The organism is Flavobacterium petrolei (assembly GCF_003314435.2).
Lineage (GTDB): Bacteria > Bacteroidota > Bacteroidia > Flavobacteriales > Flavobacteriaceae > Flavobacterium > Flavobacterium petrolei.
In genome coordinates, this window is the sequence record NZ_QNVY02000001.1 from 498,107 (window position 1) to 512,031 (window position 13,925).

The following is a 13,925-nucleotide window of genomic DNA, read 5'->3' on the forward strand; positions in this document are numbered from 1 at the left end:
ATGTAACAATCTTCTATTCAAATCTGCTTTAGATTTTGAAAAATTAATTTCCAAAATTATAACGAAGCGTAAATCCGGAACGAATATTCGTCAACGGAAAAGAAGTCGAAATTACCGCTTTCGAAAAAGCATGATCGTAATAAAAAATGGCAGTTAGGTTTTTGCTGAATGCGTAATCCGCCGTTAATTTTATGGACCAAATATTTTGTCCACCTGCCAATTGATTGTTGTCATAATCTAAATAACGTACAATGGTCTGATTGTTTCGATAGGATAAATCCCCTTTCAAATTGATGTCGCTTTTTATAATTCCAGTTGGATTGTCCGCCAATCTTGAGGAGAAAATCACATCTTTAAATCGGTACCCCAATCCTACTACATATTCAATTCCTTTTACCTCGGTCAATAAATTATTATCAAAACTCATTGATAAAGCTCTGTCTTTTTTAATTTCAGTCAGTACTTTTAAAGAACTTTTCAATTCAAAATCCATTCTTAAAAGTGGGCTGAATTGCTCTACCAAGTTGATATTAGACATAATCGTCTGGTTGAAAAAATTACCGCTTGCATCAACTCCATTTGGTTCATTATCATATTCAAAATTCGATCTGAATGCATTTATAGTGTATGAAGCGCGATAATTATGTTGCAAAGAGAAGCGTTTGAAATTCTTTTTGAAAATACCATAACGCATCAATCCATTATATTTTATAGCCCAGTTTGGTATTGGAAAACTTCTAAAAATTCCAAGCGAAACATTTGATGCATCACCTCCGGAATACGCAGCTAAAAAGGCCGGTAACAAAACAGCTTGATTATTTTTTCCATATCCTAAAGGAAATCCTTCAGCATCGATATTGACAGGATTATTGATATCAATTCCTCTTTCTGTGGCTAAACGATTTGCTACCGTTAGTCGATTCATTCTGAAATCATCAAAAGCCTCTGATGAAATTTCATTACTGGTAGAAAACGAGGTCTTTATTAAAACTGCTGATATAGAGAAAATTCCTGTGCTATATGGCGATCTCGGATTGTAAATGCCATCAGTTACATCATATTGTTCCGAAGAATTTTCAGAAAAAGCCCTATCTAATGTCAAATCAATCTTTAAATCTGGGAACAAATCTACATTGGCTGTAGCCTTAAATAATTTATTAGTTACTTGAGCGAAATTTTGGTTAAAATCCGGATAGTTGGTTAACCAACCATTTTTGGCAGCTTCATAACGAACATCATCTTGACTTCCAAAAATAAATCCTAATGAAGGCCTTGAAGATCCTAGAAATCCAACACCCGGCGTATAACCTGGCAAAATTGTACCGCTGTTGTGGGTATAATTCATTTGAATATTCTTTACGCTGGTCAAAACTCCAATCAAACCATCAACAAATACATTGTTTTTTGGGATTTGACTCGTATTGGTATTCACTATTTTTTCACCCGGTTTTGGCGCTGCCGCTTTAGGTTTTGGAAGTGCTTTGTTCGTGTTTTTTGTCACTCCTAAATATTTGTACAACATTTCCATATTGAATGTAGCGTTCAAATTATTGGAACTCGCATTCTGGATTGTATTTCCTAAATTATAATCTTGCCCGTCAATTTGAATTTGTGACAACGCATTAGAAGTTCGCTGCCAGCTATAGTCTCCGGTGTAGGAATAATTTGCTTTAACGAAACTGAATAATGGTATTTTATTAATTGGTATTTCGTAATTCACAACTAATTGTTGCATGTGCTGGTTTGGATCCCCAATATCCCAATAACTATCCCAAATAGTAAAACTGTCAATAGGCTCATTATCTTCATTCAAATAGTTTTTCACGATATTACTCGAAGAAGCCGTATAATTTAATTTCAACGATTTGGTCAGATTATAATTGAATCCGTATTGATAATTAAAAGCAAAGTTTCTACGGTACAATGGGTCAATCCCAATTCCTTCCACTTCCACTTGCCTAAATTGCTGACGATTGTACTGTCTATTAATATTGGTATTAAAAGAAATATTAGCAGGCAAATAATTAAAATTGAAATCGCTTAAGAGCTTCCAATAATTACTTTTTTTCAAGAATTTGGTCTTCTTGAAAGGCTCTACAGATTTGGGCTGAAAACTGTATGCATAATCAACAGATGAATTGGCCTGCTGATCTACGTAGTCCTCGATTTCAAAATCATGTCGTTCTACTTCGTTAAAAGACTGAGAAAACGTAAAGTTTTCCGGATCGTAAACACGTTGCTTTTGTTCCGGCTGGCGTTCTTTTCTCACTCCGATAAAATTGATGCTTTTACGTTTTGTATAATCAACCGCTCTGCTGGTTATATTGTCTTTTTTATTTTGGTCAGCAGTATTATCAAGCAACTGTTTTAATTTGATATCTTGATTGAAAGGATCGTATTCCGGAGTTATCGTTTCTTCTCCAATAGCATAATTGAAAGGCAAATTGACACCCCATTTTTTAGGCAGTAATTTTCCAAGATTTAAATTGGTCACAACACTATATTGCTCGGTATCTTCCCGACTTCTTTCATTTGGACCTTGTTCCAATGCTCCAAACCCAATAGTACTTTTTCTTCCAGAGGCTGAAATCGTTGCGAAATCAGCTAAATTTGAATCTACATTCAACACCGCAGCCATTCCGCCTTGGTTGTCCATATCTGCCAAACGAAGTTCATTAAACCAAACTTCTCCTTTTAAATCGTTACGAAGATCACTGTTTTTTAAACCTACCATAAGCGTTCGCACTAATCCAAAATTAGGATTTCCTTTTATCCCTAACTTCAACGAACTGCTTCCGTCGCCGTCTGGTTTACTTGGATCCAAATCTGGATAATAAATTCCGTCTGATGGGAGCGTGGTTGGGTCAACACTCATTGCTAAAATCTTCAATTTAGTCAGTAATGCCAAAGACAAATCAATTTCATTTTCTTCCGGCCAAACCGCTTCTGCACTCAAAGGAGCACAATCAGCATTAGATGCAAATGAAGCAACAGTTACTTTTAAGGGAATCTCAATTTGATAGAAATTTTGACTAAAATCGTTTCCAAAACGAATAAAACCAACCATCTGATTGTCTTGAAGCGCAATTTCACCAGTCAAAGATTCTGCGTGCAAAAACATTTTCAATTTCTTGAATTGACGCATATCAATACTCACATTTTTAAAAACAGCTCTGGAATCTTCCGGCTCTAATCCATCGCCGGAAACTCTTAATGCCAACGATTGCTCATTTTGATTGATTACCGTATTATTATTGAATAATTGCTCTCTTTGAACACCTGGAGGAGTAATATAATTTACCGGACATCTTTCATTGTTTTCCTGAACGTTGACAGCCAAAACATCTAAATTAGTATTGTCATCCAAAACATTTGTGTCATTAAAATCAAGCGTATTAGTATACCTTCTCCATTCGCCACGCACTAAATCCAACGCTCCAAAACGCATCGTAACTTCCTCATTAAAACCCGTCATGAACATTCTCATAAAACGTATGGATCTGAAATCAGAAATGTTTCCAATTGTGTTTTCAGGTTGAGAAACTGGAATTTTAAATTGCATCCATCTGGCTTCGGTAGTCGATCCATCTGGCAGAGTCACTTGTGTATTTCTGATATCGGTAATATAATTTTGTCCAACATTCATTCCTGGTTGCACATCAATACTGTACTCATAGTAGGCATTGATGGTATTCATCGTATTATCTCTGTTTATATCTTCTACATCAGGAACCGTTGACGAACCTCTGTTGGGATCTGTAATATCCACGGCTGAGTTACCATCGGTACCATTATAATTTTTATACCGTTCCAAAATCCCTCCATCTGTGTTCAAATAAAAAGTATAGTCATCTGCGGCTGGATCCAATTCCGATGCGAAATTCGTATAAACAGACCCTTCATTGTCATTGGACAAACCATCCAGACCAACATCCTGATTCCTCCTATTTTCAGCATTGGTATCAAAAGCATAAATCAACGATTGAGAAGCAGGAACATCTCCCCATAACGGTCGGGGATTTACCAATATTTGATCTGGCCCAAGTCCATTTTCATATTGCTTCCTCCCGTCTTTCAAAACATCTTCTGCTATTTCTCCTAAATTGAAATAGATTTTTCCAGTGTTTGATTGTGGAGCCTGACCATTTCCAACGTACGGATCTAACACCCAAAACTGAATATACTCCACATTTCCTTGCTCGAAATTTGTGGAATTCAGCGATCGCATAATTCCCCCAAAGTTTTCGGCCGGGTTTGAAGCTCCATTTGGACTGTTGTTATATGGTCCTCTATCCGATGGATAGTAACTTAAATCTAATGTATTTACAACTTGTGATTGTCCTTGTGCAATATCAGTCAAAGGATACAATTCCTCGCTAAAAATTCTTCTGGTTTTATTGAAAGACAAGTCTTCATTTGAAATTCCAGCCGGTTTTTGAGCATAAAAAATAGGATCTATGGAATACCAAGCTAATTTGGCTCTTTTGAAACCATAGCTCAAATCATTGGCATTTGCATTGAAATCATACGTACTTGTAGCGTTTCGCTCCGGAGTGGATGCCAAACTCCAAGAATACGGAGACCGCATATCAATGGTAGATTGCGAACCCTCAAAATCATCAACATAAATAGTGGATTCTCCCTGAAACTGATCTGCTTTTGGCGTATCCGGTTTCAAAAATGCAATTTCACCTCGTACCGAAAGATTAGAAGGCACATCAGTATCAATATTTGGTAATTTATTTACCAAACGGGTAAAGAAAGGAACTTCGGTAGAGAAGTTAGTATTGAATCCAAAAATAGTATTATTAACGGATTCTTGTCCAAAGCTAGATTTTTGGGTAAATGGTCTTTCAGACATTTTCAAGAATGTACCACCGACTACGAAGTTATCAGAAATTTTATGCTCTACATTTAAGCCCATGAATCTTCTGGTTTGCTGACCAAAAACCGAGTTGTTTTCCAATGACACTTCGATTGGTGTATTAGAGGCTTGTAGGGATGGATCCAAAATTTGAACGCGGCCTAACTGATAATTCACACTATAATCAACCCCTTCTACTAAAACTCTTCCCGCTGCGGTAACAACCACAGAACCTTGCGGAACATTGAATGCGCCAATAGGAATCCCGTCACTACCTGTTGATTTATATTTCCCTCTTAATAAAAATTTATTTTTTTCACTGTCCTGCAAAGCGCCCGATTGTGTATTTCGGTACATATTACGAAACACATATTTCTTCTGATTTTCATTATAAGAACTAACGACATTATAATTTTCGGCAGAACCTGTATTAGATAATTTAGAGAACAACAATTCTCCAAAAGGCTCTTTGGTGGTAAAAATTATTCTTCCGTTTTGAGCATCGATGGTCAATCCTGGCATAAAATCAAAAAAACCATCACCGCCAGTTTGAGGGTCGTTGTTGTAATTCAATTTATCTAAGTTGAAAACTTTCAACAAAGGCGTTTCAGCAACTTTATTTTCAGGAGTTGGATTTGGAGGAAAAGGGCTTCCCGGAACCTCCGTAATATAATTTAATGGCGAAGGATCCGTGTAAAGTATATTGAATCTAAAATCTTCTTGTTTCAATTGATACCCGCCCTGAATCTGATAGATATTTTTCATCATCAGGTTCCAAACCGGATTTTTAACATTGGTTAAGTTGCTTTTCAGCATTTTTAATACCAAACTTTGTGAGATGATGGCTTGATTGGACGGACTGTTACCTGTAACCACAGTGGCATCTACGCCATCGTTACCAAATTCTCCAACTTGATACACTTTATCACCAATCGTATATTGGTACGCCACTGCTAAAACCTCATCATTTGCCAGTCGTTGTTGCAATGAAATATATCCTAATTGTGGGTTGAACGTATATTCATTAGGATTCAGTTTTCTGGCATTTTCCAGTTTAGAATAATCCTGACCTTCGCTTACCGTTGTATTAAAACCGGAATTTGAAGTCACTATTTCCCGAATATTAGCGTTAAGCAATCCTGTTCCCGTAAGTATTTGAGCAGGATCATAATCGTTATTAGTATTATCAGCAGGAGAATCGAAAGGATTATTAAAAATTCCTGTTGAAGGATCTAAAACAACCACTTCATTATCAGGAATACTGGATAATTGACCTTCTCCTAAATCCTGAATCGCAATAATATTTCTTAGATTATTATTGGTTGTAGTTACACGGTTTTGCTTGTTTGTAACCCAGATTTCGATTCTGGAAATTTGGACTCTACTATCAATAAAAGGATAATTTGCGAGTGACTTATCGTAACGATTTCTAAAATATTGGGATAAGAAAAAGTGTCGATCACTATCATAATCCAAAGCAAACATTTCGAAATCCTCAATTGTTCCTCCGCCTTGCGCAATTAGACTTTTAGTTTGTGATTTTTGTTCCGAAAAAACTCCTGTAATTGTTGTTTTTCCAAATTGCAGTTGGGTTTTCACACCAAATAAACTCTGCGCACCCCGAATCAAAGAACTGTTCAACGGCATGCTTACATTACCCACTTCTATTTTTTGAATAATATCATCCTCAGTAGGAGCGTAATCTAATTTGATTAAATTTTGAAAAGCAAATGTAGACTGCGTATCATAATTGGCATTCACATTAAGTCGCGTCCCCACTTTCCCCATCAAACTCATGCTGATTCTTTGATCAAAATCGAAAGAAAGATTAGATCGGTTTCTTGGCGAAAAAGATGGATTATCTTGTTTCGTGTAACGCATTCCCAAATCCATTTCAATAGAACCGGTAGGCTTCACATCAATTGTATTACTACCAAAAATGGATTCAAAAAGCCCTGATATTATGTAATATCTAGGTAACAAATCTCTTTTTGCGAGTTCGCTTCCTTCTTTTTTACCGTCAATTGCGTCTACTTTTTGCTTGAAATAATCGCGCATGGATTCTTTCAAAACAAGACTTTCGTATTCTTTTGGCGTTAAAATAATAGGATAATTAATCGAAAACCCATCGACTGAATTAGTATAAACGTACCGATCCGTAACGGGATCATACGTGTAAGCAGAAAGAATACTCTGAGGGTTTTTTAGTTGAAGCTTTCCAATAGAAAATCCAGTTTTAACGGTATCCTGAGCCTCCTGTTTCACCTGAGCCTGCGACACAAAACCACAAAATAAAACAAGCAAAAAAATACAAATTTTATGCATACAACTCGTGTTTCTTGAATACCTTTTAAAGGTTTTTTAAAGCTTTTTTGATAATTGTTTCCACAGAAGCATCCGGATCTTCTTTAACAATTTTTTCTATAATTTTTTCAGAAGTTTTTCGTACAAATCCTAAAACTTCCAAAGCTGATAACGCTTCATCTCGATTTGTATTGCTTTGTGACATAGAAACTTCGTCTAAATCATACAATTTTAATACTTTTTCTTTCAAATCCAGTATTACTCTTTGTGCTGTTTTACTTCCTATACCTTTAATGGACTGAATTGTAACTACATCCGCAGATGCTATTGCATTGGTAATTTGTTTTGGATCTAATGAAGAAAGCATCGTCCGAGCTATACTTGCTCCTATTCCAGAAACGGACAATAAGAGTCTGAAAATCTCTCTTTCTGACTTTTCCATAAAACCAAAAAGTGTGTGCGCATCCTCCTTTATCTGAAGATGCGTATACACTTTTATGAAATCTGTACTTGGAAGCAAAGAATACGTATGTAAAGAAATATTAACATGGTAGCCAACGCCTCCACAATCAATAATTATTTGTGTTGGCGATTTTTCTACTAGTTTACCTTGTAAATGTGCTATCATGAAGTCTTAATATATTTCCAAATATAACAAAATTAGCATACGCTTAAATTAAATTTAAAATTTTAACTATGCTTCTTGTCTACAGACTATTAAACTTGTTTTACTTTTTTCATTTCCTTTTCCTGAGCATCAATCACAGCAATTGCCGCCATATTGACCATTTCCTCAACGCTGGCACCTAATTGAAATATGTGAACTGGTTTTCCCATTCCTAACATGATAGGTCCAATAGAATCTACCTTGTTTAATTCTTTCAACAGTTTATAGGTAATATTCGCTGATTCCAGATTTGGAAAAATCAACGTGTTTACTTTTTTACCGGCTAGTTTAGAAAAAGGAAACTTAGCTTTCAACATTTCTGGATTCAAGGCAAAATCCGCTTGGATTTCTCCATCAATAATCATATCAGGATGATTTTTATGCAAATAAGAAACTGCTTCTCTTACTTTGTTTGCGCTTTCACTTGTTGAAGATCCAAAATTAGAAAATGAGATCATTGCTATAACCGGTTCTACCCCAAACATTTTGGCCGTTTTAGCCGTCATGATTGCAATTTTAGCTAAATCGTCAGCGGATGGATTAATATTTATTGCGGTATCCGATAAAAACATTGGCCCGCGAGCCGTCATCATCATGTTAGTAGTCGCTATAATAGAAGCTCCCGGCGCTTTGTCAATAAGCTGTAACATTGGTTTAACCACTGAAGGATAACTTCTGGAATGCCCTGTTACCAGTGCATCTGCTTCTCCTTCATTAACCATCATTGCCGCAAAATAGTTTCTTTCACGCATTAACTTCTGTGCATCCAAAAATGAAATACCACGTCTTTGTCTTGATGACCAATACGTATTGGCAAACTTATTTCTTCTGGCTTCTTCCTCGTCAATTTTAGGATCTATAATTTGAACATCGGCATCAAAACCAATTTCTTCTTTTAACTCTAAAATAATTTCTTTGTTCCCTAATAAAATTGGAAAACCGATACCTTCTTCCCATACAATTTGAGCTGCTTTAAGAACATCTAAATGATCTGCTTCAGCAAAAACTATTCTTTTTGGATCCATTTTCGCTCTGTTTGCAATCAAACGAACCATTTTATTATCATTCCCTAAGCGGTCTAATAATTCTTCTTCGTACTTTTTCCAATCAGTAATAGGATTCAATGCTACACCAGAATCCATTGCCGCTTTTGCAACAGCAGGCGCAACAATAGTTATTAATCTTGGATCAAATGGTTTTGGGATGATATATTCTCTACCAAAATTTAATTTTGTAGCTCCATAAGCAACGTTCACTTGTTCTGGGACTGATTCTTTAGTCAATGAAGCAAGTGCTTTAACGGCTGCCATTTTCATAGCTTCATTTATCTTCGTGGCGCGAACATCTAATGCTCCTCTAAAAATATAAGGAAATCCAAGAACATTATTTACCTGATTAGGAAAATCAGAACGACCTGTTGCCATGATGACATCTTTACGTGTGGCTATGGCTAAATTGTAATCTATTTCCGGATCAGGATTTGCCATCGCAAAAACGATAGGATTATCAGCCATTCCAAGCAGCATTTGCGGAGACATAATTCCTCCGGTGGACAATCCTAGAAAGATATCTGCCCCAACTAAAGCTTCTTCTAAATTCATAGAAGGTATATCTTTTGCATACTTTAACTGTAATTTCGATAATTTCGGATTGTCTTTTGTCAATAATCCTTTGCTATTGAACATGAAAATATTTTCAATTTTCACTCCTAATAAAACATATAAATCGGCACAAGCCAAAGCAGCAGAACCTGCTCCCGAAACGACCATTTTTACATCTTCTGCTTTTTTATCCGCTAATTCTAAAGCATTCAACAATGCTGCAGATGATATGATAGCTGTTCCATGCTGATCATCGTGCATCACAGGAATATTTAACTCTTCTACTAATCTTCTTTCAATTTCAAAAGATTCCGGAGCTTTAATATCCTCCAAGTTTATACCACCAAAAGTTGGTGCTATATTTTTAACTGTCTGGATGAATTCTTCAATATCTTTAGTTCCAATTTCGATATCAAACACATCAATATCAGCAAAAATTTTAAACAATAATCCTTTACCTTCCATTACTGGTTTTGATGCTTCCGGACCTATGTCACCCAATCCTAAAACTGCAGTTCCATTAGTGATTACAGCAACTAAATTTCCTTTAGCGGTATATTTATAAACGTTGTTTACGTCTTTTGCAATTTCTAAACACGGCTCAGCTACACCAGGTGAATACGCCAAAGACAAATCTCTTTGTGTTGCATATTTCTTAGTGGGAACTACTTGAATTTTACCAGGAGTTGGCTTTGCGTGGTATAATAATGCTTCTCTTCTTTTGCTATTCTTTTCCATTGTTTTTAGATTTTATTCTAGTTGACAAAGATAGAAGACTTGGCTTAAAAAGTCAGCTTTTATCCTATTCTTTTATGAAAAATACACTATTACAGCCATTCTCCAATAAAAATAGCCGCATGTAAATGCAGCTATTTAAAATTTATACCAATATTTTTATTGTGTAATGTACGTGTTTAAATGTTGAATAGTATCTTTCTGTATTTCGATTATAGCCTTTACAACATCACTGATGGAGATAATCCCAATAACAATATTATTTTCTAAAACGGGAAGATGACGAACTCTTTTGGTACTCATTAATTCCATACAAAATTCTAAATTATCTGATGGACTTACCGTAACCACATCCGTCTCCATAATTTCATGAACAAAGGCTTTCTTTGAGGATTTTGCTTTCAAAACAATTTTTCGAGCATAATCTCTCTCGGATAAAACTCCTTTCAGAACGGTATCTTCAATGATAAGAATTGCTCCGATGTTTTTTTCGCTCATCACTGTCAATGCTTCGTATACAGTGTTAGTGGAAAGTATGGAATAAACTTCCTTTCCTTTAGTGCTTAAAATTTGATTAACTGTCATAATTGATTCATTTAGTGAATTATAAAGTTAAAAAAAATAAACATTCAAACAACAAAAAACATTTTTTAACCTCTAAAATATATCATCGGGAGAAACTAATACTCCTAATTTCTGTTTCAATTCGTCGTTCAAAATTTGTAATCCATACTGATAAGACGCATTCACCCAGCCGAAACCTTCCTTTGCGATGTAATCAAATTCAGTTCCTACATTTCCATATTCGGCAAAAACTTTATGAGAACTAATTTCTAAATCAAATTTTTCCGGAATCGTTCCATTATAATCTACCGCATTTTTAGTAATTAACCACAACCATCGGTACACCATTTCTTGTGCTTTATCTAAATAATTGTAGTTGATTAATCCTTCCCAAAGCAACATTTGGTGCGGTGCCCAACCAAATGGATAATCCCATTGTCGTTGCGGCGCTTCTTTTGGAGCATTTGCGATACTCGCCTTTGTACTTCCGGTTACACCACCAGTTTTTACAAATTGCGGCAAGGCAACTTCTACTAATTTTTTGGCCTGATGTTCATCACACAGCCCAGCCCACAAAGGAAAAAATGTTGTTGCAGCTTCAAACGGAAACTGCTTATGGTTCACAAAATCATAATCGAAATACATACTTGCATCCTCGTTCCAACACAATTCATTCATTTTATCTTTACGAAAAAGTGATTTTTGTTCCCATTCCTCCGAAGTATAAATGCTATCGCCAACTTGAAAAGCGTTCCCGAAATAGGTTTTAATTAGATAGGCAACGTCTTTTTCATACTTATAAAGAAAACTGTTCACATCCACTGAATTCAAATTGGCACACGTATTAATCAATCTGTTAGTGGTGTCGTGCCCGCTTTCTCTCATGCTTCTGTCATGAACGAAATACTCATCCAGTTCCGCATCCACAAGAGTTCGCTGTAAATATTTTTTTTCAAATTCTCGAATAGGTAAATTATATTTTTTAGCATACGGTTCTAAAACATCATCAAAATGTCCAGGCTCCACTTCAAATGGCATTCCAATTCCGTCCGCTTTGTATCGGTTTAAACCAGTTGATGTCAATCGGTTTCCTTGAACCATCCAAACCGTCTTGTATTCCAAAATAACCGTTTCCAGATGGCTTCTTAACCACTCTAAACTTGGCATTTCCTTTTTTGCAATTTCGATTAGCAAAGAGGAATATAAAGGTGGTTGCGTTCGTGTCAAATAATAACTTCTATTCGCATTCAGAATTTTTCCGTAGTGAATGATTTGGTATTTAAAATTTTCAGCAATCGCAATTGCTTTTCCAATTTGACCGTCAATCAGCAACCCAACGCCAATAAAATAACTGTCCCAACCATACATTTCGTTAAATCTTCCGCCAGGAACTACAAAAGGAACACCTTGTAGACTGTAAATTTTTTGTTCCAAAGCCAAAGCCAGAATTCCCGGTTTGTCATTTAAAGTTTCCACGTATTCCACCGAATAGTTTTCAGGCAGAATTTCAACTTTAAAATTTGGCAATTCTTGTTCTAATGCCTGAAAATAAGCAACTCCTTGTTTATCTTTGGCAGCAACATAAAGCGTAGCCACATCACTGGAGGTTTTTTCATCTTCAACAATTCGTGTCAATCCTTTTTTATCTATGGTACGTGTAAGTTCCTCCCAATAATCATCTTTGATTTTTCTTGAAATTCGGTGTACAGGATTCTCTTGAATGCGACTCAAATCGACTTCTCCTAATACTGATTTTGAGCCCTTAAGCTGCGCTAATTCCTGTAATAAATTGGACAAATGATAGGTCCCAACAATAGTTTCCTTTTGCTTGGTAACTTCGTCGACCAAAACAAATTTTTTAGGTCCATTATCATCTTTCGTAATTTTTTTATCCTGATCGGTATCCTCTTGAAGCAATAGTTCCTGGAATACTTTGTCTATGTTGAGTACAAATTTCATTGTTTAGCGGTAAGTTTTTTTAAAATAAAGAAAGAAACAAGCAAAAATGACATTGGAATTAAAGTATAATAAAAGGCATTTTCCGGACCTTCGTTTTTAAATAAATAACCAATAACTCTAGAACCCAAAGTTCCGCCAAGAGCAGAGAAAACGACAATTAAACCAGTCATGGAACTGTGCATTTTTTTTGGCAAAGCACTTAGAACCACAGAATTTAAAAGGGGATAAATTGGCGCAATAAAAAGTCCTACTAATGGAAATGCAAATCCTATCAATGGAATATCACCAAGCGAATTGATTTCTTTGACCTCCAAACCAACTGTTTTAGGAAGTACAAAAATCACAATAAGCATAGCTGATACGATACAAAAACTAAGTACCCAAATCCAATTGACTCTTTTAGTAATTACACCTGCTAAAAGTCGGCCTATGGCTAATGAAATTGCCAAAATACTCGCCATCATTATACTAATATTCTCTGGAAGATGTAATACTTTACTATTAAAAGTTGGCAACCAAGACATGATTCCCTGCTCAATCATTACAAATAAGAACGCACTTATTACAAAAACTATGGTTAACAATTTTGTGAATAATTTGAACATTTGTTTAAAGTCATCTACTAAATCTACGCCAGGAATATCCGTTTGATTTTCGAATTTAGTAAAAAATAAAAAACCAAAAGAGACTAACGAAATCGCAGCCAACAGCCAATAAACATTGAGCCAAGCATCTGGATTCGCATCTGAATTAAAAGCAGGGAACAAGAAATACGCTAAAGCAATTCCTATCATAAATACGCCTTCAATGCTACTCATCAAACTATTGTGATCCTGCTGATTTTCTGTTATTGTTCCGATTAGCGAATACACTGATACTTTTATCAATGCAAAAGAAACACCAACGGTAGCAAAAAGCAATTTTGCCGTTCCAAAAGAATTCCCAAAATACATACTAATACAAGCAACAGAAACTAGGCCTAAACCAATAAGCATGGCTTTCTTGTATCCTATTCTGGGTAAAAATGAAGCGATTAAAAAAGAAACTATAGCGATGGGTAAATCCTTGAAAGCCTCTAAGACGCTAGCTTGCAATTCATCTACACCATAATTTTTTTGCGCCTTTAATATCACAATTCCTACGCTATTCAGCAGAATCGCAAATACAAAGTAATTGAGATACATGGCAATTTTAACCGTACTTTTTTTCATTTTTTACTTATTTGAATAAT

Annotated in this window: 6 protein-coding genes; all 6 read right to left on the minus strand. The window is 35.6% G+C overall.

What is annotated here, in order from left to right; genetic code table 11:
• Positions 1–43 precede the first annotated feature (43 nt).
• The gene (gene sov / locus DR871_RS02240; RefSeq protein WP_113665033.1) at positions 44–7,189 is read right to left on the minus strand and encodes a T9SS outer membrane translocon Sov/SprA; all 7,146 of its coding nucleotides are present in this window, start codon (positions 7,187–7,189) and stop codon (positions 44–46) included.
• 25 nt (positions 7,190–7,214) lie between these two features.
• Positions 7,215–7,796 (minus strand): Holliday junction branch migration protein RuvA, encoded by a 582-nt coding sequence (gene ruvA / locus DR871_RS02245; RefSeq protein ID WP_113634012.1) that lies wholly within the window; start codon positions 7,794–7,796, stop codon positions 7,215–7,217.
• Between the two features lie 89 nt (positions 7,797–7,885).
• A complete protein-coding gene (locus DR871_RS02250) occupies positions 7,886–10,174 on the minus strand; it encodes an NADP-dependent malic enzyme (RefSeq protein WP_113665032.1) in 2,289 nt (762 codons plus the stop codon).
• A gap of 156 nt (positions 10,175–10,330) precedes the next feature.
• Positions 10,331–10,756 (minus strand): CBS domain-containing protein, encoded by a 426-nt coding sequence (locus tag DR871_RS02255; protein ID WP_113665031.1) that lies wholly within the window; start codon positions 10,754–10,756, stop codon positions 10,331–10,333.
• A 72-nt stretch (positions 10,757–10,828) separates the two neighbouring features.
• Positions 10,829–12,694 (minus strand): trehalase family glycosidase, encoded by a 1,866-nt coding sequence (locus DR871_RS02260; protein ID WP_113665030.1) that lies wholly within the window; start codon positions 12,692–12,694, stop codon positions 10,829–10,831.
• A complete protein-coding gene (locus DR871_RS02265; protein ID WP_113665029.1) occupies positions 12,691–13,905 on the minus strand; it encodes an MFS transporter in 1,215 nt (404 codons plus the stop codon). The genes DR871_RS02260 and DR871_RS02265 overlap by 4 nt, the downstream gene beginning before the upstream one ends.
• Between the last annotated feature and the right edge of the window lie 20 nt (positions 13,906–13,925).

Coding starts and splice junctions, on each gene's coding strand:
- ruvA (WP_113634012.1), bottom strand. CDS start 7,796: ATGATAGCACATTTACAAGGTAAACTAGTAGAAAAATCGCCAACACAA.
- DR871_RS02250 (WP_113665032.1), bottom strand. CDS start 10,174: ATGGAAAAGAATAGCAAAAGAAGAGAAGCATTATTATACCACGCAAAG.
- DR871_RS02255 (WP_113665031.1), bottom strand. CDS start 10,756: ATGACAGTTAATCAAATTTTAAGCACTAAAGGAAAGGAAGTTTATTCC.
- sov (WP_113665033.1), bottom strand. CDS start 7,189: ATGCATAAAATTTGTATTTTTTTGCTTGTTTTATTTTGTGGTTTTGTG.
- DR871_RS02265 (WP_113665029.1), bottom strand. CDS start 13,905: ATGAAAAAAAGTACGGTTAAAATTGCCATGTATCTCAATTACTTTGTA.
- DR871_RS02260 (WP_113665030.1), bottom strand. CDS start 12,694: ATGAAATTTGTACTCAACATAGACAAAGTATTCCAGGAACTATTGCTT.